This window comes from Mitsuaria sp. WAJ17, assembly GCF_014174515.1.
Taxonomy (GTDB): Bacteria; Pseudomonadota; Gammaproteobacteria; order Burkholderiales; family Burkholderiaceae_C; genus Roseateles_B.
Map to the genome: position 1 here is coordinate 217,610 of NZ_JACJUG010000002.1, position 20,875 is coordinate 238,484.

Sequence of the window (20,875 nt, forward strand, 5' to 3'; positions counted from 1 at the left end):
ATGGCCTTGCGCATCGTCAGGCTGGGCAGCCCGCGGGCGCCCGATGAAGGGCTTCGCATCGGTACGGTGCGCCGGCCACCGCGGGGCGTGCCCAAGAGCGAGTTCGCCTCGGGCAACTGGTACGACGTCTGGTACCCCAATCTGGCGCCCTCGGTCGAGACCATGAAGCTGGGCCAGGCCGCCGAGACGCCCGCGCAATGGGCCCAGTTCATCCGCAAATACACGGCAGAGATGGGCGAGCCCGAGGCCCAGCGCAGCCTGCAGCTGCTGGCCGCGCTGTCGCACAGCAGCGCCTTTTCCATGGGCTGCTACTGCGAGGATGAGGCCCGCTGCCATCGCTCGGTGCTGCGCGAGCTGATGCGCCAGCACGGCGCGGCCCTGGTCAGGGACTGAATCCCGCGCGGGCCAGCGTTCAGAGGTAGTTCTCGAAGCCTGCGAGCATCCGGCTGGGTGTGAACTCCAGCAACTCGTAGCGGGTGAGGCCGGCCTTGAAGAAGGGGTCCTGTTCGAGGATCTCCGTGACCAGCGAGCGCGGATGCTCGCGGATCAGGATCACGCCTCCGGTGCGCGGCTCACGGCGGCCGGAGGCCACGAAGACGCCGGCGGCATAGTGCTGCTCCAGGTAGTCCTGGTGGGCTGGGAGCAGGGCGTCCACCTCGTCGAGTGGGCGGATGTAGCTCAGCAGGGCGATGTACATGGGCAGTCTCAGGGCTGGAGGCGGGAAGGGGTGGACGGAACGCGCAGGTCCTGCAGCCACTCGCCGCCGGCCTGGGCCTCGGCTTCATGCGGCGGATCGCGCCAGGGTTCCAGCAAGGCGGCCTGGTACCAGGCCTGCAGCGGCGGCAGCGCCAGCAGGTGCTGGGCATAGGCCTGGGCGGCGGGGGACAGGGCTGGCGTGTAGCTCTGCACCCGCAGGGCCACCGGCGCGAAGAAGGCATCGACCGCGGTGAAGGCCGAGCCCGCGAGGAAGGGGCCGCCGAAGCGCCGAAGGCCTTCGCACCACAGGGCGTCCATGCGGGCCCATTCGGCGAGCAGGGCGGGCGTCCAGTCCCGCACCTTCACGCGCAGGCCGCAGTTCATGGTGCAGACACCGCGGATGTGGCCGAAACCCGCATGCATCTCGGCGCAGGCGCTGCGGGCCCAGGCGCGGGCCGCGCGCTCGGCTGGCCAGGCCTGCGGCGCCAGCTCGGCGATGTATTCCACGATTGCCAGGGAGTCCCAGACGATCAGCTCGCCATCCTCCAGGCAGGGCACCCGACCGTTGGGCGTCTGGCCCGCGTAGGCCGGGCCGTCCACCGCGCTGGCAAAGGGCAGGAGGCGCTCTTCGAAGGGCAGGCCCAGCATCTGCATCAGCAGCCAAGGGCGCAGGGACCAGGAGGAGTAGTTCTTGTTGGCGATGGTGAGTCGCACCTCTCAGCCTCCCATGCCGATGAGCCAGGGGCGCACGCTGACTCGCAGCAGGCCCGACAGGACGGCGGGATCAGCCTCGGCGAAACGACGGATCTCGTCTTCGCCCACGCCCGCCCTGGGGATCATCATGCCGCCGCCCTGGGCGTCCAGGTGCGGGCCGCCCAACTGCAGCTTGCCGGCATCCACCCATTGGCGATAGTGCGCGATGTGGGTGCGGATGCCGGGCTGCTCGAACGGGCTGCGGCCCGCCAGCCAGGCGGGGCCCGGCGTGTGGAAGACCACGAAGCGGACGTCCTGGGCTGCGCGTGCAGCCTCCGGCGCGGAGGCGGCTGTCACCGGGGCCGTGCCCGCCGTCTGCGCGCCAGCCTGCAGGGCAAGGCCGGCCAGGAGCAGCAGCCAGACGGCGCGCACTCCCTGTGGGTGCGGAAGAGACGGTGTCGGCATGCTCGCGCTCCTGGGGATGGCAGTCCGCCCATTGTGCCGTCGCCCCGGGGGCGGAACCAGTGAAGCAGGTAGCGGCGGGGCGATCAATCGGACACCCGGCCCCGTAGGGCCTTGATCCCGGAGCGCTGGCTTTTGGCCTCCAGCCGGCGCCGCTGCGAGGCGCGCGTGGGCTGGGTGGCGCGGCGCACGGCGGGCACGTGGCTGGCGGCGTCCACGAGGGCCTGCAGCCGTGCCAGTGCCTCGACCTTGTTGCGCTCCTGGCTGCGCTCGGTCTGGGCCTTGATGACGATGACACCGTCCTGGTTCAGGCGCCGGTCCGCCATGGCCAGGAGTCGAGTCTTCAGCCAGTCTGGCAGGGCCGAAGCTGCCACGTCGAAGCGCAGCTGCACGGCGCTGGAGACCTTGTTGACGTTCTGCCCGCCGGGCCCCTGGGCGCGAAGGGCCACGAACTCGACGTCATCGGGACTGAGGCGCGCAGGCATGGTGAGGCAGGAGGAAGCTGAGAGGGGCGGCGGCCCCGGGCCGCGGCCCTCATTGTGCCGCCGGCTCGGCCGCTGTCGCCAGCCGGGCTGCGCAGCAGGATCAAGACGCCCAGCCGCGCGGCACGGTTTGAGGGCCGGGCGTCATGGGCGGGAATCGTGCATCAGAGGGCGCGGCCATCGAAGTGATGGACGGGCAGGGCGTCCAGGTCCATGCCCTCGACGCAGCGCACATTGACTGCCGCCACCAGGCGGCCTTTGGGATCCTTGCCCTCGCCGTAGGCGTGGATGCCGCAGCGCGGGCAGAAACGGTGCTGGATGACATGCTTGTTGAAGGTGTAGCTGGCGGCGGCGGCCTCAGGTGTCAGCAGCTGCATCTGCTCGCGGGGCATGAACCACAGCAGGGAGCCGCGGCGCTGGCAGATGCTGCAGTTGCAGGCCAGGGCTTCCTTGAACTCGCCTTCGAACTCGAAGGCCACCTGGCCGCAGTGGCAGCTGGCTTTGTACTTCATGGGGTCTCCTTGGCGGGATGGACGGGATCAGGGCTGCTCGGGCGGCAGCTTGCTGATCTGCACGCTGACGATCTTCCATGTGCCCTGGCGTTTGACGTAGATGTCGATGTAGCGGTAGTGGGTCTTGAAGGGCTTGCCGTCGTAGCGCCCGGTCATGCGGGTGCGGCCGCTGAGCAGGGCCACGTCGCCATAGAGGCGGATGTCGATGTCCTCGACCTTGTAGGGATCGATCTGGAGCTTGGGGTCCAGCAGGCCCTCGAGGAAGCTGGCGCGGTCCTCGACATTGCCCTGGCCGTCGATCTGGCGGAAGTCCTCGGCCATGTTGTTGGCGATGTCCTCGCGGTGGCGGGCCACGATGGCCTGATCCCAGCGATCGGCCTGGGCCTGCAGCTGGGCCCGGGTCTGGGCCTCGGCGGCCTGGGCCTGGCTGGCAGCGGCGGCGGAGGCGGCCAGCGGGGCCGAGGGCGCCAGCGTCTGCGTCTGGGGTTGGCACGCTGTCAGCAGCGCCAACGCCAGGGCGGTCAGAAGCACAGATGCGGGGCGCGTCAGGCGCATGGTTAGTCCTCGAAGTGAAGGGCGCAGCATAACGCCAGCTTGACGTGCCATGGTGTGCAACACCTGCTGGTGGGTGATGCGGGGTGGGCCTCGCTATGATCCCCGCATTCAAGCGCACCCTCTCCAGGAATCCTCCCATGTCGTCCACCGCGTCAACCGTTCAGATCCATCTGGGCCATGCCCCCTTCACGCTGGGCGCCAGCCGCGAGCAGCTGCGAGCCGCGGCCGGCACGCCCGATTCGCTGGAGGCCCTGCCGGCCGAGGACGGGCAGGAGGCGATGGAATTCTGGTACTACGCAGAGCAGGGCGTTGGCGCCTCCTTCTTCGAGGCCGACGGCTGGCGCCTGGGCGAGCTGGAGTTTTCCGACGGGCGCTGGACCTTGGGCGAGGAAGCCGTGATCGGCTGCCCGGTGGACCGCCTGTCCGGCCTGGTCAAGGGCCTGAAGCTGGGCCGCCTCAAGGGTGCGCAGGCCGTGGAGGGCGGCGGGCGCTGCCATGAATGCCCGGACGCCGGCGTGGCCTTCTGGGAAGCTGGCGGCGTGATCGCCAGCTTCAGCATCTTCCCCGCCTACGAGGACGATGGGGAGACGGTCCGCTGGCCATGATGATGTGAGCCCCTCGCCCGGGCTTGCCGCGCTGGACGCGGGCAAGTCCGGGCGGTCCCCCGGGGGGACGGCCAAGAAGGCGGCTTTGAGCCGCCTTCTTGGCCACATGGGCCGGCTTGGGGCGGCCCAGCGCTCGGCCCCTTGGGGCTGGCGCCCCTTGCCCCCGCCTGGATGGCGTTGACGGCGGCGTTGAGCCGCCATCAACGCCAAGGGGCGGCTTGCGGTGGCGCTGTGCTGGGTGCCTTGGGGCTGGCGCCCCTTGCCCCCGGCTGGATGGCGTTGACGGCAGCGTTGAGCCGCCATCAACGCCAGGGGGCGGCTTGCGGTGGCGCTGCGCTGGGTGCCTTGGGGCTGGCGCCCCTTGCCCCCGGCTGGATGGCGTTGACGGCAGCGTTGAGCCGCCATCAACGCCAGGGGGCGGCAGGGGGCCTCCGACAGGTCAGATCAGGCCCGGCCACTGTGCCGCATGGGGGGCGAAGCGGTCGAGCAGGGCTTGCTGCAGCCCTGGCGGCAGTGGCCCCTTGGCAATGGCGGCGAGGTTGCGCTTGAGATTGTCCAGCCGCCGGGTGCCGGCGATGACGCTGTCTACGCCGGGAAGCCAGGCCGCAAAGCGCAGGGCCAGCTCGTCCGGGGTCAGGTCTTGCGCGAGTTCCGCCAGCCGCATCGCTTGCCAGCGGTCCCAGTACCGGCCTTCGGCGAAGTCGTCGGGCCGCTGTGCATGCCGCCAGATGGCGCCGGCCAGCGGCCTCTTGGCGATGACGCCGACGCCCCTTGCGCCTGCCTGCGCCAGGCGTTGGGGCACGGCGCCCTGGTCGCAGACGCTCACCGAGATCTGCACGGCGCCGAACACGTCCTCGGCCAGGGAAAAGTCCAGCTCGGCGTTCTCGCCGGAGTAGGCTGCCACGCGGATCTTGCCGGCGCGGCGGCAGTCGTCCAGGGCGCGGATGACCTCGCCACGCAGCAGGGTCTCCAGCGGGCAGGAGTGCAGGTGGGCGATGTCGAGCACGTCGGTGCGCATGAGGCGCAGGGCGCGCTCCACGCCCTGCACAATGCAGTCGTAGGTCCAGTCGGGCACACCTTCCACACCATAGCCCAGCTTGGTGGAGAGCAGGAACTCCGAACGCCGATGAGCCAGGTGGCGGCCGATGCGTTCCTCTGACAAACCATAGGAACGCGCGGTGTCGATCAGCGTCACGCCCAGGTCCAGCACGGCGTTGAGCAGGGCGCCGGCCTCGGCCTCACTGCTGCGATCGTCGTTGAGGTGCATGGCGCCGAAGCCCAGGGCGCTGGTCTGCAGGCCGCTGCGGCCGAAGGGGCGCAACAAGGAAGGGGCGGTCGGCAAGGGACTCATTCGTTCAGGAGGATGCGCCCGCCCAGCGCGGGCAGGGTCAGGGTCAGGCGGCCTTGCACGGCCTGGAAGACTTCACCGCTGAGGGCGTCGCGCCAGCGGGTGGGCATCTCGTGGCTCAGCGGGACGCTGATACGGCTCGCCGCAGGGGCATTGCTGAGCACGGTCAGCACCTGCGCCTCGCCCAGGCGGCGTGGCAGGGCCAGGTGCTGCTTCGTGGCCAGCAGCGGTGCCTGGGGCAGGCCCTGGCGCAGCACGGCGTGGCGCTGACGCAGGGCAAGCAGGCGGCGCAAGTCGGCGTGCAGGCTTTCGTCCGGCTGGCCGCCCTGGTCGGCCCAAGGGTAGGGCGCGCGGTTGTAGGGATCCTCGCCGCCGCCTACACCGACCTCGTCGCCGTAGTAGACGCTGGGCGCGCCCGGCGCGCTCATCTGCAGCAGCCAGGCCAGGCGCAGGCGCTGACGGGCGAGGCGGCGCTGGGCGGCGCTGCTGTCGTCCCGCTCGCCCAGGGCGAAGAGGGCGCGGGGCTGGTCGTGGCTGGACAACAGGTTCATGTTCGCCAGCAGCGACTGCGGCGGATAGGCCTCGCGCATCAGCTCCAGCTGCGCAGCAAGCCGCCGGGCATCGCCGCCGGCGGCGAAGTCCAGCGCGGCGCTGCGGAAGATGTAGTTCATCGTGCCGTCGAAGCTGTCGCCCAGGAAATACTTGCTGGCGTCGAACCAGGTCTCGGCAATGGTGATGGCGTCGGGCCGGTGCGCCTTGACCGCGCGGCGCCATTCTCGCCAGAAATCGTCCGGCACCCAGGGCGCCACGTCCATGCGCCAACCGGCGCCGCCGCGGTCCAGCCAGCGCTGCATCACGCCGCCGGGGCTGCCGTAGGCGAAGTCGCGGAAGGCGCGGCTGCGCTTGTCCAGCTCGGGCAGGTCGGTGACGCCTACCCAGCCCTTGAACTGCTTGTCGGGCGAGGACTGGCTGGCGTCGAAGCTGAACCAGCCGGCATAAGGCGAGTCCGGCTGGATGCGGCCAGCGCGGAAGGCTCCCTGGCTGTCGTAGCGGGCGAAGCGGTCGAAGTAGAGCGAGTCCGCGCCCACGTGGTTGAGCGAGGCGTCGGGCAACACGCGCAGGCCGCGTTTCGCGGCCTCGGCGCAGAGGCGTTCGAAGTCCGCGTTGCTGCCCAGTGCTGGGTCGACCTGGGTGTAGTCGGCCGTGTCGTACTTGTGATTGCTGGCCGCGCGGAAGATGGGCGTGAGGTAGATCGTGTTGGCGCCCAGGGCCTTGATGTAGTCGAGCTTCTCGATGATGCCGGCGAGGTCCCCACCGAAGAAGTCGTTGTTGTAGACGCCATCGGAGCCGTCGCCGCTGCCGGGCTTGAAGGGCTTTTCGATCCAGCGGGCGTGGTGCTCCACCTCGTGATCCTGGTAGCGGTCCTGCACGCGGCCGCCGCCCGGGCGCGGGTCGTTGGCGGGGTCGCCGTTGCGGAAGCGCTCGGGGAAAATGGCGTAGTAGACGGCGTCCTGCGCCCAGGCGGGCACGGTGTAGTCGGCCGCATGGATGGTTTGCCTGTAGCGGCGGATGCGGCGCGTGTCAGAGGGCAGGCGCTCCACGACGGCCGGGCCCATGCTGCCCTTCTCGCGGGTCCAGGCCACCGTGTCCTTGTTGTTCTGCAGGGCGTAGCGGCCCTGGTCCGTCTCCAATTCGAACCAGTAGCCGAAGACGCCGATCTCGTCGAAGCGAACGGTCGCGGTGAAGCCCGTGCCCAGGCCCCGGCCTTCGGGTGTCATGGCGATGCGCTGCAGGGGCTCGTAGCTCAGCTGCTCCTGATTGGCGCTGAGCAGGCGCTTCTCCAGCACCAGGGTGGCGCGCAGCAGCCCGGGCCGGCTGCTGCCCAGGGAGAAGCGGATCTCCGTGCCCTGCGGCTGCGCACCGAAGGGCGACTTGGCGCCTTCGACGCGCGAGTCGAAGTGCGTGCTCAGCGCGGCCTCGTCCGTGATGCGGGCCGGCGGCGTGGGCTTGAAGCCGGGAGGCCGCAGCTCCAGCAGCGGCTGGCCCTGCGCGCCGAAGCGCAGGCGCAGGGTCTGGGCGCCGCGGAAACCCAGGCGGTAGTTGCCCACCACGGCGCCACCGCGCGCCAGGCGGCCCTGGGCGTCGCTGCCGAGGGTGCTGTCGGGGGTCCAGGCTTCGTCGGCGATCTTGAACTCCTGCCATCCCTCGGCCAGCAGGTTCAGGTAGTAGGCGTCGCAGCGGTACTCGAAGGCCTGCTCGTCCTGCGCGGCCCAGTTGTTGAGGCTGCCGCGCAAGTAGAGCTGCGTATCGCCGAAGGGCGCGGGCTGGCAGGGCTTGGCATGGGCGGCGGGCGCGAGCAGGGCCAGCGCTGCAAGGACAAGGGCCCTCATCCCTTCACGCCCCCGGCCGTCAGCCCGGAGACGATCCAGCGCTGCGCCAGCAGGAACACCAGGGTGATGGGCAGGCCCGAGAGCACGGCCGCGGCGGCGAAGTCGCCCCACAGGAAACGCTGGTCGTGCAGGAAGTACTTGGAGCCCACGGCCAGGGTCAGGTTGCTCTCCTCGCGCAGCAGCACCGAGGCCACCGGGTACTCGATGATGGCGCCGATGAAGGCCAGCACGAAGCACACCATCAGGATGGGCAGGGCCATGGGCAGCAGCACGCGGCTGAAGGCCTGCCAGGGGCTGGCGCCATCGACCTTGGCGTTCTCCTCGATCTCGGTCGGGATGGTCTCGAAGTAGCCCTTGATGGTCCAGACATGCGTGGCCACGCCGCCGAGATAGGCCAGCACCAGGCCCGCATGCGTCTCCAGGCCGAGCAGGGGCACCTGGCTGCCGATGGCCTCGAAGATGGCGTAGATCGCCACCAGCGCCAGCACCGGCGGGAACATCTGCAGCAGCAGCATGCTGTTGAGCAGGCCGGCCTTGAAGGGGAACTTCAGCCGCGCGAAGGCATAGGCCGCCGTGGTGGAGATGCCCACGATGGCAAAGGCCGAGATCGTGGCCACCTTGATGGAATTCCACAGCCAGGTCAGCACCGGAAAGGGCGGCTGCACCAGCGCGCCATCAGCACCTTGGTAGGGAATGCCCAGCGCGAGCTTCCAGTGCTCCAGGCTGATCTCGGTGGGGATCAGGCTGCCGGTGGCGAAGTTGCCCGGCCGCAGCGAGATGGACACCACCGCCAGCAGCGGGAACAGCGTCAGCGCCAGGAAGGCCCACAGCAGGGCGTGGGCGGCGAAGGTGCGCCAGCGGGCTTGCTTGCCTCTAACGATGGCCATGTCGGTTCTCCTGAGACGTTAAGTGCACGGCATGGACCGCATTGTGTTTCCCAGCGAAGGCCGAGGATCCGGCTTTGCCGGGCCTGCGGCCTTGCCCCCTTGAGGGGGCGCGCGAAGCGCGTACGGGGTGGATCATGATTTCCGCATGAGGCGCAGGTTGAGCAGCGACATCGCCGCCACCAGGAAGAAGATCAGCGTGGAGATCGCCGCCGCCAGGCCGAAGTCCGAGCCCGAGTCGCGGAAGGCGATGCGGTAGGTGTAGGACACCAGGATGTCCGTCTGCCCCGCCGGCAGCTTGGTGGAGAGGAAGTCCGGCCGGCCGTCGGTCAGCAGGGCGATCAGCACGAAGTTGTTGAAGTTGAAGGCGAAGGCGCTGATCAGCAGGGGCGAGAGCGGCTTGATGATCAGCGGTGCGGTGATGCGCCAGAAGTTGGTCCAGGGCCCGGCGCCCACGATGGCCGAGGCCTCGTACAGGTCCGAGGGAATCGCCTTCAGCAGGCCCGAGCACAGGATCATGATGTAGGGGTAGCCCAGCCAGATGTTGACGATCAGCAGCATCAGCTTGGCCAGCATCGGGTCCGCGAACCAGGCGGGCTTGACGCCGAAGAGGGTGTCCAGGATGGCGTTGATCTCACCGAAGTTCTGGTTGAACAGACCCTTGAACACCAGAATGGAGATGAAGCCCGGCACCGCATAGGGCAGGAAGAGCAGGGTGCGGTAGGCCGTGCGGCCCTTCAGGTCTTCCCAGTTCAGCAGCACGGCCAGGAACATGCCGATGAAGGTCGCGCCCGCCACCGTGGCCAGGGAGAACAGCACGGTCCAGACGAAGATGCTCACGAAGGGGCCGCGGAACTCGGCGTCGAAGAGCATGCGGCTGTAGTTCTGCAGGCCCACCAGGACCTTGTAGCCGGGCTGGAGGATCTCGCCCGCTTCATTGCGGTAGTAGCCCAGCTTGGCGTCCGGGGCGTAGCGCACGCCGTCGGCCACTCGCAGCAGGCTGCCGTCCGCCTGCTCCACGTAGTGCGGCGCCACGGGGCCGTACTCGCGCAGGCCCAGGTAGCGCAGCTGCGCCTCGGGGCCGCTGCGGTCCGGCAGCAGCAGCTGCAGCTGGGCCAGGGCCTCGCGGTGCTCGACGAGATCGCGCAGGGGCAGGGCAGCCTGCAGCGGGCTTTGCAGGGGCAGGTGCTCGTCCTTGGCGGCCAGCATCGTGACCTTGAGCGGCTCGCGGGTCTTGCGCAGGGCCAGGGGGGACGAGACATAGCGCGGCTGTGTGGTGCCGGGCGTGCTCAGCACCACGCGGAACTCAGGGCCGTCGGCATGCAGGCTGAAGGCCATCACGCCGGACTCGATCACCTCATGCTGGTCCAGCAGGTAGGCCCGCACGCGGGCCTGGCTCAGCAGATGGGCCGAGGAGTAGTTGGTGAAGCCGATCTGCGCCGTGTAGACCAGCGGGAAGGCGATGAACACCGCCATGCCGGCGACGCCGGGAAAGAGGTAGCGCCAGGCGAAGCCGGCCCGCAGGTAGATGTAGAAGGCCCCGCCGAACAGGGCCAGCGCCCCGGCCGCCCAGGCCGTCTGGCCGGCGGCGTAGATGGAGAAGACCAGGTACAGCGCGCCCAGCATCAGGGCGGCCACGACCGGCCAGCGCAGGGCAGAGACCAGACGCTCCCAGGCGGAGGGTGGCAGGGTGCCATAGGCCGCGGCGAGCGGAGAGGGGGAGGCAGCAGCGTTGACGTTCATGGGAGGCTCACTTCTTCAGCAGCATGCGGGCTGCGGCACCGTCGAGCGCATCCTTTGGGCTCTGCAGGCCGTTGCTGATGGCCTCCAGCGCGGCGTCCATCGCGGTCCAGAAACGGCCCACCTCGGGGATGTTGGGAATGGGCTCGCCCAGGCGGGCGTTCTCCATGCTGGCCTTGATCAGCGGATTGACCGAGAGCTCGGCGTAGAAGGCCTTGTTGGCCGGCACGCCCAGGGGCACGTCGGCGTCCAGCACCTTCAGGGCCTCGGGGCGTAGCAGGTGCTGCTCCAGGAACTCCCGGGCCAGGTCCTTCTGGCGCGAGGGGGCGGAGATCATGCAGCCCAGCACGCCCACGAAGGGCTTGGAATACTGCCCCGGCTTCAGGCCCGGCACGGGCGCCACGCCGAAGTCGATGCGGGCGCGGCGGGCGTTGTCCCAGGCCCAGGGGCCGGAGATCATCATGGCCACCTCGCCGCGGGCGAAGCCGCTTTCCATCTCGGCGTAGTTGGCGCCCTTGGGCATGTGGCCCTCGCGCACGAGGCGGTTGATCATCTCGGCGCCGGCAAGGGCGCCTTCGTTGTTGACACCGACCTGCCCGGCATCGAAGTCGCCGCGCGCATCGCGGCCGTAGATCTGCCCGCCCGCGCCGGCCAGCACCTGCCAGCTGAAGAAGCTCTTGTTGTAGTGCCACAGGATGGCGCGCTTGCCCTGACCCTGCAGGCGGCGATCCAGCTGGATCACCTCCTCGAAGGTCTTGGGCGGCACGGGCACCAGGGCCTTGTTGTAGATGAGGCCGGTGGTCTCGATGGCAAGGGGATAGCCCCAGGTCCTGCCTTGATAGCTGAAGGCGCGCCAGGCGGTCTCCTCGATCTCCGAGCGCAACTGGGCCGAGGGGCGCAGCGGCGTCAGCAGACCGGCCTTGGCCCATTCGCCCACGCGGTCATGCGGCCAGCAGAAGATGTCCGGGCCCTTGCCGGCGCTGGCGGCCTGCTGGAACTTGTCGGTCGCGTCCACGGGGTGCTCCACGACCACCTTGACGCCCGAGACCTTCTCGAAGGCCTGGCCCACCTTCTGCAGGCCGTTGTAGGCCTTGTCGCCATTGATCCAGACCAGCAGGGTGGGCGGCGTGGCCGCCTGGGCCAGGCTGCCCGCGAGCAGGCTCAGCGTGATCAGCGCGGCCCTCATGCGCCCAGCTCCGGCGCGGCCAGACGGCGCAGGGCCTGACCCTCGGCGTCGAAGAGGTAGACGGCCTCGGGCGGGAAGCGCAGGGCCAGTTGGTCGCCGCTGCGCAGGCGGTCGCAGCCGTTGCGGCCCTCGAACTGGCACGTCAGCGCCTCCTCGATGCCGGGGAAGGGGCAGTACGCAAAGGTCGTGCCGCCCAGGGACTCGACGAAGGTGACCGTGGTCTCCAGCCGGTTGCCCTCGCCGACGGTACGGATGTGCTCGGGGCGGATGCCCAGGGTGACCTTGTCCCCCACCTGGGCGCGGCTGGCGTCCACCAGCGCGCGCATGGCGAGGCCGCCCGCGAGGCGGACGTCGGCATGGCCGGCCTCGATGGCGGCGATCTCGCCCGCGATGAAGTTCATCTTGGGGCTGCCGATGAAGCCGGCCACGAAGAGGTTGCGGGGGTGCTCGTAGAGCTCCAGCGGCGTGCCCACCTGCTCGATGCGGCCGGCCTGCAGCACCACGATGCGGTCGGCCAGGGTCATGGCCTCGACCTGGTCGTGGGTCACGTAGACCATGGTGGTCTTGAGTTCCTCGTGCAGCTTGGCGAACTCGTAGCGCATGCGCACGCGCAGGGCGGCGTCGAGGTTGGACAGGGGCTCGTCGAAGAGGAAGACCTCGGGCTTGCGCACGATGGCCCGGCCGATGGCGACGCGCTGGCGCTGGCCGCCGGAGAGGTCCTTGGGCTTGCGCTCCAGCAGGTGCTCGATGTGCAGGATGCGCGCGGCGTGGCGCACGGCGCTGTCGATCTCGGCCTTGGGCACCTTGGCCAACTGCAAGCCGAAGGCCATGTTGTCGTACAGGTTCATGTGCGGGTAGAGCGCGTACGACTGGAACACCATGGCGATGCCCCGCTCGGCCGGCGGCACGTCGTTGACCAGGCGGCCGCCGATGCGCAGCTCGCCGCCGGTGATGTCCTCCAGGCCCGCAATGGAGCGCAGCAGGGTGGACTTCCCGCATCCCGAGGGGCCCACGAAGACCATGAACTCGCCGTCCCGGATCTCCAGGTCGATGCCATGCAGGATTTGGGTCTCGCCGTAGGCCTTGGCCACGGACTGCAGCAACACGCTCGCCACTTGTCTACCTCCGCCGGCCTGCGCGGGCAGGGCGGCTTGTCTCGCTCATGGGGTGGTCCGTGCAGGGCTAGGACCTCGTTTGTAGAGAATATACAGTTCAAAATGTAGTCTCACAACATGATGCACCCGAATTTCCAGTCCATCTGTTATTGAAAATCAACAACTTAAGCAATGTTGCGGGTTAACCCGATGTAGTGAAACTACACAAATTCAGCGAGCTGAGTGATACTTTCATCGTCGCGCTCACGGGGCTGGACTCTGTGGGCTGTGTGTCCGACGTGCCGCCGGGTCTCTTTCATGGGTCCGCGGCCGACCGCAGGGGCCGGTCCTGGCTGCCCCAGGGATGAATTCCTATGCTGTCCACGCTTCTCAACGCAGCCAAATCCACGGCGCGAGGTGCCATGAACTCCGAATCCTCTTCCCCCTCTGCCGCTGCCCTGAAGGCAGCCTTCAAGGCAGCCCTGCAACGCGAGCTGCAGCAACGCGCCCTGGTGGGTACCAAGCCCGGTCGTGACGAGCTGATGCGCGCCGCCGCCGCGGCGAGTCGCGAGTTGCTGGCCCAGCGCTGGGCCACCACGCAGGCGGCCGACGCCAAGCGCGGTGCTGATGCGGCCTGCCGCCGCGTGCACTACCTCTCAATGGAATTCCTGATGGGCCGCGCGCTCAGCAACGCCCTGGCCGCACTGCGCCTGGACGGCGTGCTGCAGGAGCAGTTGCAGGCGCAGGGCCAGGACCTCTCCACCGTGCTGGAGCGCGAGCCCGACGCCGCCCTTGGCAACGGCGGCCTGGGCCGTCTGGCGGCTTGCTTCCTCGATTCCTTCGCTGAGCTGGGCCTGCCGTCCTTCGGCTACGGCCTGCGCTACCAGTACGGCATGTTCGCCCAGGGCATCCAGGACGGCCGCCAGGTCGAGTCTCCCGATGACTGGCTGCGGCAGGGCAATCCCTGGGAGCTGCCGCGCCCGGAGCTGCGCTACAGCGTGGGCTTCGGCGGCCGTGTGGAGGTGGACGCCAGCGGCGCGCGCCGCTGGGTGCCGACCGAGGTGCTGGTGGCCCAGGCCTATGACTTCATCGTGCCGGCCCACCACAGCGAGCGGGTCTCGACCCTGCGCCAGTGGCATGCCCAGGCTGCCGCGCCCATCGACTTCCAGGCCTTCTGCCGCGGTGACTACGCTGGCGCCGCCAGCCGCCAAGTGGCCGCGGATGCGCTCAACTGGGTGCTCTACCCCGACGACTCCACCGACGCCGGCCGGGAGCTGCGCCTCAAGCAGGAAGCCTTGCTGGTGAGCGCCTCGCTGCAGGACCTGATCGCACGCCATCTGCGCGAGTTCGGCACGCTGCAGGACCTCGGCAGAGCCAACGCCGTCCATCTCAACGACACCCACCCGGCCCTGGCCCCCGCCGAGCTGATGCGCCTGCTGCTGGACGAGCACGGTCTGTCCTGGGACGAGGCCTGGGCCATCACCCGCCAGGCCGTCAGCTACACCAACCACACCCTGATGCCCGAGGCCCTGGAGACCTGGCCCGTGCGCATGTTCGAGGCCCTGCTGCCGCGCCATCTCGAGATCATCTACGAGATCAACCACCGCTTCCTGCAGGAGCTGCGTGAGCGCATCCCGGGCGACGACGCCCTGGCCGCGCGCGTCTCCCTCATCGATGAAGGCGGCAACTACGGCGGCGAGCGCCGCGTGCGCATGGCGGCGCTGTCCATCGTGGCCTCGCACCGCGTCAACGGGGTGGCCGCGCTGCACTCGGACCTGATGGTGCAGACCATCTTTGCGGACTACGCCCGCATCTTTCCCGAGCGCTTCCACAACGTGACCAATGGCGTGACCCCGCGCCGCTGGCTGCAGCAGGCCAACCCGGCGCTGTCCGCCGTGATCGACGGGCAGATCGGCACGGCCTGGCGCCAGGACCTCTCCAAGCTGCAGGACCTTGCCGCGCATGCCAAGGATGCTGGCCTCATCGCCAGCTTGCGCAGCGTCAAGCGCGTCAACAAGCAGCGACTGGCCGAGCGCATCCGCCGCGAGCTGGGGCTGGCCGTGAGCGTGGACAGCCTCTTCGACGTGCAGATCAAGCGCATCCACGAATACAAGCGCCAGCTGCTGAACCTGCTGCATGTCATCGCCCGCTACCAGGCCATCGTCGCCAACCCGGACGGCGTGGACGGCCAGGGCTGGGTGCCGCGCACCGTGGTGATCGCCGGCAAGGCGGCTTCGGCCTATCACATGGCCAAGCTCATCATCCAGCTGGCGCACGACGTGGCCCGCGTGGTCAACAGCGATCCGCGCGTGGGGGACAAGCTCAAGCTCGTGTTCCTGCCCAACTACGGCGTTTCGCTGGCCGAGACCATCATCCCGGCCGCCGATCTCTCCGAGCAGATCTCCACCGCCGGCACCGAGGCTTCGGGGACCGGCAACATGAAGTTCGCCCTCAACGGCGCCTTGACCATCGGCACCTGGGATGGCGCCAATATCGAGATGGCCGAGCACATGGGCGTGGACCAAATGTTCGTCTTCGGCCTGCGCACCGAGGCCGTGGCCGGGCTCAAGAGCCTGGGCTACGACCCGCGCCTGTTCGTCGAGCAGAACCGCCAGCTGCAGGGCGTGATCCGCGCCATCGCCGAGGGAGACTTCTGCGGCGGCGACAGTGCCCGCTACAAGCCCCTGGTCGATAAGCTGCTGGGCGCCGATCCCTACCTGCTGATGGCCGACTTCGCCGACTACGTGGCCACCCAGCTGAAGGTCGATGCCGTCTATCGCGATGCGCAGGCCTGGGGCGAGCAGGCCGTCCGCAACGTGGCGGGCATGGGTTGGTTCTCCTCGGACCGCACCATTGCCGAGTACGTCGAGCGGGTCTGGTCGCCGGCCTCGCTGAAGGCCTGATCTCCGAGGCGTGGGCATGGTTGACGACAGCACCCTTCAGGCCCTGAGGGAGGCCCGCCATGGCGACCCTTTCGCCGTGCTGGGTCAGCATGCCGACGACGAAGGCCGGCTGTGGCTGCGCGCCTGCCTGCCCGGTGCGCAGGCGGTGCAGGTGCTGGACGCCGCCAGCGGCCGTGCCCTGTGCCGCATGACGGTGCGTGAGCCGGCTCTGTTCTTCGAGGCTCTCATCCCGCGCCGCCGCAAGCCCTTCGCCTACCGCCTCTTCGTGCAGTGGCAGGCCGGCGGCCCCTGGCAGCGCATGGACGATGCCTACGCCTTCGGCCCCCAGCTGTCTGAAGCCGAGCTGCAGCAGCTCGCGGCCGGCCGGCACCTGCGGCCCTGGCAGGTGCTGGGCGCCCATCTGCAGCAGGTGGATGGCGTGGCCGGCACGCGCTTCGCCGTCTGGGCACCGAACGCCCGGCGCGTCAGCGTGGTGGGCAGCTTCAACCAGTGGGACGGCCGCCGTCATCCCATGCGGCGCCGGCACGAGGCGGGCGTCTGGGAGCTCTTCATCCCTGCCGTGCAGGCGGGCGACCTCTACCAGTTCGAGATCCTGGGTGCCGAGGGTCAGGTCTTGCGCAAGGCCGATCCCTACGCCCGCCAGGCCCAGTTCCGGCCGGACACGGCCAGCATCGTCTGCGCCGAGCCGCCTCAGCTGCGCCTGCCCGTCGATCGCCGTCCGGTGAACCGCCGCGACGCGCCCATCAGCATCTACGAGGTGCACGCCCTGTCCTGGCGGCGCCCCCCTGGCGGCGGGCCCGGCGACTTTGTGGATTGGGACACCCTGGCCGCCACCTTGCCGGGCTATGCCGCGGGCCTGGGCTTCACCCACATCGAGCTGCTGCCCATCTCCGAGCACCCCTTCGACGGCTCCTGGGGCTACCAGGCCCTGGGCCTTTACGCGCCGACTGCCCGCCTGGGCGACCCGCGAGGACTGGCCCACTTCGTGGCCGCCTGCCATGCCCAAGGCCTGGGCGTGCTGCTGGACTGGGTGCCCGCTCATTTCCCGGCAGACGCCCACGGCCTGGCCCAGTTTGACGGCACGCATTGCTACGAATACGCCGACCCGCGCGAGGGCTTCCATCGCGACTGGAATACCCTGATCTACCACTTCGGCCGCATCGAGACCCAGCAGTTCCTGGTGGGCAACGCCCTGTACTGGCTGGAGCAGTGGGGCGTGGATGGCCTGCGCGTGGACGCCGTGGCCTCCATGCTCTACCGCGACTACTCCCGCCCGACTGGCGAGTGGGTGCCTAATGTGCACGGTGGCCGCGAGAACCTGGAGGCCATCGCCTTTCTGCGACGCATGAACGAGGTGATCGGTGCCGAGGCGCCGGGCGGCATCACCGTGGCGGAGGAATCCACCAGCTTCCCCGGCGTCAGCGCGCCCACCTCGGCCGGCGGCCTGGGCTTCCACTACAAATGGAACATGGGCTGGATGAACGACACCCTGCGCTACATGCAGGAGGACCCCATTCACCGCAAGTGGCACCACGAGAAGATGAGCTTCGGCCTCGTCTACGCCTTCAGCGAGAACTTCGTGCTGCCGCTCTCGCATGACGAGGTGGTGCACGGCAAGGGCTCGCTGCTGGGCAAGATGCCGGGCGACGACTGGCAGCGCTTCGCCAATCTGCGGGCCTACTACGGCTTCATGTGGGGCCATCCGGGCAAGAAGCTGCTCTTCATGGGCCAGGAGTTCGCGCAGGACAGCGAATGGAACCACGATGCCGAGCTGCCCTGGGACCTGCTGGACCGCCCGGCGCATGCGGGCGTGCAGGTGCTGGTGCGCGACCTCAACCGCGTCTATCGCGAGCGCCCCAGCCTTCACCGCCAGGACTGCGAGGCCGCCGGCTTCCAGTGGCTGGTCAGCGAGGACCGCGAGCACAGCGTCTTCGCCTGGCTGCGCCGGGAGCCGGGCGGCGAGCAGACGCTTGTGGTATGCAACTTCACGCCTGTGCCGCGCGAGGGCTATCGCATCCCCATGCCGGACGGTGCCTGCGCCTGGCGCGAGGTGATCAATACCGATGCCAGCTACTATGGCGGCAGCAACCTGGGCAACCAGCAGGCCGTGTTGACTGTGGCAGACGGCCATCTGCAGCTGCTGCTGCCGCCGCTGGCCACGCTGATGCTGGCGCCGGTGGAGGAGGGCGCATGAAGCGGCGCCAGCTGATGCAGGGCGCAGCGGCGCTGGCCGCGGCCGGGGCCGTCGGCGCTGAAGAGGGCGCGCTGCCTCAGGTGTCCGCCGGCCGCCTGGAGCGGCTGGTGCTGGAGGACGCGCGGCTGGGCGATCGACCGGTCGATGTCTGGCTGCCGCCGGGCTATCGCGCGGACCGGCCCCATGCGGTGCTCTACATGCACGACGGCCAGATGCTCTTCGATGCCCGCAGCACCTGGAACCGCCAGGCCTGGGCGGTGGACACCGTCGCCGCGCCGCTGATCGCCGAGGGCACGCTGCGCGACTTCATCGTGGTGGGTCTGCACAACCACGCGGGGCAGCGCCATGCCGAGTTCTTTCCGCAGGCCTGCTGGCCCGCCGTGGAAACGACGGCTGCCGGGCAGCGCTACCTCGCCGGGCATCTGAAGCGCCCACCCTTGTCCGATGCCTATCTGCACAGCCTGGTCCACGTGCTCAAGCCTCGCATCGATGCGCGCTACGCCACCGATCCCCGCTCCGCATCGACCTTTCTGATGGGCTCCAGCATGGGCGGCCTGATCAGCCTTTACGGCCTGTGCGAGTATCCGGAGGTCTTCGGCGGCGCTGCGGCGCTGAGCACGCACTGGATCGGCCTGTACGAGCGCAACGCCGAGATCCCCGGCGCGCTGCTGGCCTACCTGGAGCGCAAGCTGCCCGCGGCCGGCTCGCACCGCCTGTACCTGGATCGCGGCACCGTTGGCCTGGATGCGCTCTACGACGAGGCGCAGGCCCGCGTGGACGCCCTGCTGGCCGAGCGGGGCCACCGTCCGCCGCTCACCCAGTCCCGCGTCTTCGAAGGCGCGGACCACACCGAGCAGCACTGGGCCCGGCGCCTGGCGCTGCCGCTGCGGGCCCTGCTGGCCCGCCCTGACGCCGCTGCTGCATGAACACTGCCTTGCCCGATCACCTGGCCCCCGGCCGCACCGAGCCCCTGGGCACCCTGGCCCGCGATGGCGGCGTCAACGTGGCCGTGTTTTCCGAGAACGCCGAGGCCATCGAGCTGTGCGTGTTTGATGCCGATGGCCAACGCGAACTGCGCCGCTACAGGCTCCACGGCCCGCACGACGGCATCTTCCACGGCTTCCTGCCGGGCCTGGGGGCAGGTCTTGTCTACGGCTTGCGGGCGCACGGACCCTATGCGCCCGAGTGCGGCCAGCGCTTCAATGCGCACAAGCTGCTCCTGGATCCCTATGCCCGCGAGATCGTCGGCCACTTCAGCTGGCGCCCGGAGCACCATGGCTACGAGCTGGGCCACCCCGAAGGCGCGCGCAGCTTCGACACCCGGGACAACGCCCTGCACGCCTTGAAGGCGCGGGTGGCCGCGCCGCCGGCCGCGCCGAGCCCGCGCGCCTCAGCACCCCGGCACGCGGCGGCGGACCTGCTGCTGTACGAGGTGCATGTGAAGGGCTTCTCCGCCACGCACCCCGGCATTCCAGAGGCGCTGCGCGGCAGCTACGCCGCCCTGGCCCACCCGGCGGCCATTGCGCATTTCCAGCGCCTGGGCGTGAGCACGCTCTCCCTGCTGCCGGTGCAGTACGCCATCGACGAGCCGCACCTCGCGGGCAAGGGCCTGCGCAACTACTGGGGCTACAACACCCTGGGCTTCTTCGCGCCGGACCCGCGCCTGGCGAGCTCTGCCGTGCGGCACGACCCGGCCCTGGTGGCAGCCGAGTTCCGCGCCATGGTCGAGGCCCTGCATGCTGCGGGCCTGGAGGTGGTGCTGGACGTCGTCTACAACCACACGCCCGAAGGCAACGAGTTCGGCCCCACGCTGTCCTGGCGTGGCCTGGACAACCGCAGCTACTACCGCGCCGTGCCGGACGACGCCAGCCGCGCCGAGAACCTCACCGGCTGCGGCAACACGCTCAACACCCAGCATCCGCGGGTCACGCAGTTCGTGCTCGATTCCCTGCGCTTCTGGGTGCAGGAGATGGGGGTGGACGGCTTCCGCTTCGACCTCGCACCGGTGCTGGGCCGCGGCCCGCATGGCTTCGATCCGCAGGCCGCCTTCTTCACCGCGCTGCGCCAAGACCCGGTGCTGGCCGGCGTGCACCTGATCGCCGAGCCCTGGGATGCCGGCTACGACGGCTACCAGCTCGGCCGCTTCCCCGGCCGCTTCATGGAATGGAACGACAAGTTCCGCGATGCCGTGCGCGGCTACTGGATCGGCCCCGAGGCCACACAGGCCCGCCTGGGCCATGCCATCAGCCGCGGCGAGTTCGCTCGGCGCTTCAGCGCCTCCAGCGATGTGTTCCACCATGCGCAGCGCCTGCCCACGGCCTCGGTCAACTTCATCGCCGTGCACGATGGCTACACGCTGCACGACCTGCTGAGCTACAGCGGCAAGCACAACCACGCCAACGGCGAGGACAACCGCGATGGCCGCGACGGCGAGCTGGCCCACAACTTCGGCCACGAAGGCGAGGGCGCCCCGGCCGAGGTGCAGGCCACGCGCGAACGCCTGCGCCGCGCCATGCTGGCCACTCTGCTGCTGGCCCAGGGCACTCCCATGCTCAATGCCGGAGACGAGCTGGCCAACAGCCAGCAGGGCAACAACAACGCCTATTGCCAGGACAACGCCCTGGGCTGGCTGGACTGGCAGCAAGACAGCAGCGCCCTGCAGGCCTTCGTGGCCCATGTGAGCGGGCTGCGTCGCGCCCAGCGGCTGCTGCGGCATGAGCGCTGGTTCGCGTCGGCCGGGCAGGGCGGGGCGGCGCACGGGGGCGAGGCGCAGCTGCGCTGGTTCTCGCCGCAGGGCCATGAGATGCAGGTGCAGGACTGGCACCTGGGCCACGAGCAGGCGCTGGCCTGCCTGATCTCGGCCCTGCCCGCGGGGGACCAGCCGCGGCTGGCCCTGCTGTTCAATCCCGAGGCCCAGGCCCGGCGCTTCCTGGCGCCCGCTGAATGCAGCGGCACGCCCTGGCGCCTGCTGCTGGACAGCAGCCAGGCCGACGGTCGCCCGCAGGTGCAGGCCCTGAGCCTGGACCTGGCCTTCGAGGTGCCCGCCCGCAGCCTCTGGCTGCTGCAGTCCCAACCCGACTGAGCCGACACCACCGCCACGCCCTTCCATTCCTTTTTGTACGAGACTTGCG

18 protein-coding genes are annotated in these 20,875 nt (G+C 69.5%); 6 read left to right on the plus strand and 12 right to left on the minus strand.

Annotated elements, in window-relative coordinates; translation table 11 throughout:
• Nucleotides 1–393 carry a DUF488 domain-containing protein gene (locus tag H5407_RS02575; RefSeq protein ID WP_183102842.1) on the plus strand — a complete coding sequence of 131 codons (393 nt, stop codon included), beginning with the start codon at nt 1–3 and terminating at the stop codon, nt 391–393.
• Nucleotides 394–412: 19 nt separating this feature from the next.
• Here the strand turns inward: H5407_RS02575 and H5407_RS02580 are convergent, their stop codons facing one another.
• The 6 genes from H5407_RS02580 to H5407_RS02605 form a co-directional block, all read right to left on the minus strand.
• Complete coding sequence (locus H5407_RS02580) at nt 413–697, minus strand: YciI family protein (RefSeq protein WP_183102843.1); 285 nt, start codon at nt 695–697, stop codon at nt 413–415.
• 8 nt (nt 698–705) lie between these two features.
• A complete protein-coding gene (locus H5407_RS24610; protein WP_310737602.1) occupies nt 706–1,410 on the minus strand; it encodes a glutathione S-transferase family protein in 705 nt (234 codons plus the stop codon).
• Between the two features lie 3 nt (nt 1,411–1,413).
• The gene (locus tag H5407_RS02590; protein WP_183102844.1) at nt 1,414–1,854 is read right to left on the minus strand and encodes a YciI family protein; all 441 of its coding nucleotides are present in this window, start codon (nt 1,852–1,854) and stop codon (nt 1,414–1,416) included.
• A gap of 83 nt (nt 1,855–1,937) precedes the next feature.
• Nucleotides 1,938–2,336, minus strand: a complete 399-nt coding sequence (gene arfB, locus H5407_RS02595) for an alternative ribosome rescue aminoacyl-tRNA hydrolase ArfB (RefSeq protein ID WP_183102845.1) — start codon at nt 2,334–2,336, stop codon at nt 1,938–1,940.
• A gap of 161 nt (nt 2,337–2,497) precedes the next feature.
• On the minus strand, nt 2,498–2,845 hold the full coding sequence (locus H5407_RS02600) for a GFA family protein (RefSeq protein ID WP_183102846.1): 348 nt from the start codon (nt 2,843–2,845) through the stop codon (nt 2,498–2,500).
• 27 nt (nt 2,846–2,872) lie between these two features.
• Nucleotides 2,873–3,400 carry a nuclear transport factor 2 family protein gene (locus H5407_RS02605; RefSeq protein ID WP_183102847.1) on the minus strand — a complete coding sequence of 176 codons (528 nt, stop codon included), beginning with the start codon at nt 3,398–3,400 and terminating at the stop codon, nt 2,873–2,875.
• A gap of 137 nt (nt 3,401–3,537) precedes the next feature.
• On the opposite strand from H5407_RS02605, the gene H5407_RS02610 reads away from it, so the two are divergent.
• Nucleotides 3,538–4,005 carry a hypothetical protein gene (locus H5407_RS02610; protein WP_183102848.1) on the plus strand — a complete coding sequence of 156 codons (468 nt, stop codon included), beginning with the start codon at nt 3,538–3,540 and terminating at the stop codon, nt 4,003–4,005.
• Between the two features lie 439 nt (nt 4,006–4,444).
• Here H5407_RS02610 and H5407_RS02615 read toward each other — a convergent pair whose 3' ends face one another.
• From H5407_RS02615 to H5407_RS02640, 6 genes are all read right to left on the minus strand, one after another.
• Nucleotides 4,445–5,347 carry an aldo/keto reductase gene (locus H5407_RS02615; protein ID WP_220800427.1) on the minus strand — a complete coding sequence of 301 codons (903 nt, stop codon included), beginning with the start codon at nt 5,345–5,347 and terminating at the stop codon, nt 4,445–4,447.
• A 5-nt stretch (nt 5,348–5,352) separates the two neighbouring features.
• A complete protein-coding gene (locus H5407_RS02620; RefSeq protein WP_183102850.1) occupies nt 5,353–7,743 on the minus strand; it encodes an alpha-amylase family glycosyl hydrolase in 2,391 nt (796 codons plus the stop codon).
• Nucleotides 7,740–8,630: a maltose ABC transporter permease MalG gene (gene malG / locus H5407_RS02625; protein ID WP_183102851.1), complete on the minus strand. Its 891-nt coding sequence runs from the start codon at nt 8,628–8,630 to the stop codon at nt 7,740–7,742. Before malG ends, H5407_RS02620 begins: the two co-directional genes overlap by 4 nt.
• Before the next feature lie 132 nt (nt 8,631–8,762).
• The gene (malF, locus tag H5407_RS02630) at nt 8,763–10,370 is read right to left on the minus strand and encodes a maltose ABC transporter permease MalF (protein WP_183102852.1); all 1,608 of its coding nucleotides are present in this window, start codon (nt 10,368–10,370) and stop codon (nt 8,763–8,765) included.
• A gap of 7 nt (nt 10,371–10,377) precedes the next feature.
• The gene (gene malE, locus H5407_RS02635; protein WP_183102853.1) at nt 10,378–11,553 is read right to left on the minus strand and encodes a maltose/maltodextrin ABC transporter substrate-binding protein MalE; all 1,176 of its coding nucleotides are present in this window, start codon (nt 11,551–11,553) and stop codon (nt 10,378–10,380) included.
• The gene (locus H5407_RS02640) at nt 11,550–12,668 is read right to left on the minus strand and encodes an ABC transporter ATP-binding protein (protein ID WP_183102854.1); all 1,119 of its coding nucleotides are present in this window, start codon (nt 12,666–12,668) and stop codon (nt 11,550–11,552) included. Before H5407_RS02640 ends, malE begins: the two co-directional genes overlap by 4 nt.
• 401 nt (nt 12,669–13,069) lie before the next feature.
• Between H5407_RS02640 and H5407_RS02645 the strand changes: the two genes are divergently transcribed.
• Genes H5407_RS02645 through glgX form a run of 4 tightly spaced genes read left to right on the plus strand, consistent with a single transcriptional unit; the run spans nt 13,070 to nt 20,826 of the window.
• Nucleotides 13,070–15,550, plus strand: a complete 2,481-nt coding sequence (locus H5407_RS02645; RefSeq protein WP_183102855.1) for a glycogen/starch/alpha-glucan phosphorylase — start codon at nt 13,070–13,072, stop codon at nt 15,548–15,550.
• A gap of 16 nt (nt 15,551–15,566) precedes the next feature.
• On the plus strand, nt 15,567–17,744 hold the full coding sequence (gene glgB / locus H5407_RS02650) for a 1,4-alpha-glucan branching protein GlgB (RefSeq protein WP_183102856.1): 2,178 nt from the start codon (nt 15,567–15,569) through the stop codon (nt 17,742–17,744).
• The gene (locus H5407_RS02655; protein WP_220800428.1) at nt 17,741–18,670 is read left to right on the plus strand and encodes an alpha/beta hydrolase; all 930 of its coding nucleotides are present in this window, start codon (nt 17,741–17,743) and stop codon (nt 18,668–18,670) included. Before glgB ends, H5407_RS02655 begins: the two co-directional genes overlap by 4 nt.
• Complete coding sequence (gene glgX, locus H5407_RS02660; RefSeq protein WP_183102857.1) at nt 18,667–20,826, plus strand: glycogen debranching protein GlgX; 2,160 nt, start codon at nt 18,667–18,669, stop codon at nt 20,824–20,826. Before H5407_RS02655 ends, glgX begins: the two co-directional genes overlap by 4 nt.
• The last annotated feature ends 49 nt before the right edge of the window (nt 20,827–20,875 follow it).

Excerpts from the sequence above, each read along its gene's own strand:
- malF (WP_183102852.1), bottom strand. The coding sequence starts at position 10,370 with ATGAACGTCAACGCTGCTGCCTCCCCCTCTCCGCTCGCCGCGGCCTAT.
- H5407_RS02655 (WP_220800428.1), top strand. The coding sequence starts at position 17,741 with ATGAAGCGGCGCCAGCTGATGCAGGGCGCAGCGGCGCTGGCCGCGGCC.
- H5407_RS02620 (WP_183102850.1), bottom strand. The coding sequence starts at position 7,743 with ATGAGGGCCCTTGTCCTTGCAGCGCTGGCCCTGCTCGCGCCCGCCGCC.
- H5407_RS02575 (WP_183102842.1), top strand. The coding sequence starts at position 1 with ATGGCCTTGCGCATCGTCAGGCTGGGCAGCCCGCGGGCGCCCGATGAA.
- glgX (WP_183102857.1), top strand. The coding sequence starts at position 18,667 with ATGAACACTGCCTTGCCCGATCACCTGGCCCCCGGCCGCACCGAGCCC.
- H5407_RS02590 (WP_183102844.1), bottom strand. The coding sequence starts at position 1,854 with ATGCCGACACCGTCTCTTCCGCACCCACAGGGAGTGCGCGCCGTCTGG.
- H5407_RS02580 (WP_183102843.1), bottom strand. The coding sequence starts at position 697 with ATGTACATCGCCCTGCTGAGCTACATCCGCCCACTCGACGAGGTGGAC.
- arfB (WP_183102845.1), bottom strand. The coding sequence starts at position 2,336 with ATGCCTGCGCGCCTCAGTCCCGATGACGTCGAGTTCGTGGCCCTTCGC.
- H5407_RS02610 (WP_183102848.1), top strand. The coding sequence starts at position 3,538 with ATGTCGTCCACCGCGTCAACCGTTCAGATCCATCTGGGCCATGCCCCC.
- H5407_RS02605 (WP_183102847.1), bottom strand. The coding sequence starts at position 3,400 with ATGCGCCTGACGCGCCCCGCATCTGTGCTTCTGACCGCCCTGGCGTTG.
- malG (WP_183102851.1), bottom strand. The coding sequence starts at position 8,630 with ATGGCCATCGTTAGAGGCAAGCAAGCCCGCTGGCGCACCTTCGCCGCC.
- malE (WP_183102853.1), bottom strand. The coding sequence starts at position 11,553 with ATGAGGGCCGCGCTGATCACGCTGAGCCTGCTCGCGGGCAGCCTGGCC.
- H5407_RS02645 (WP_183102855.1), top strand. The coding sequence starts at position 13,070 with ATGAACTCCGAATCCTCTTCCCCCTCTGCCGCTGCCCTGAAGGCAGCC.
- glgB (WP_183102856.1), top strand. The coding sequence starts at position 15,567 with ATGGTTGACGACAGCACCCTTCAGGCCCTGAGGGAGGCCCGCCATGGC.
- H5407_RS02600 (WP_183102846.1), bottom strand. The coding sequence starts at position 2,845 with ATGAAGTACAAAGCCAGCTGCCACTGCGGCCAGGTGGCCTTCGAGTTC.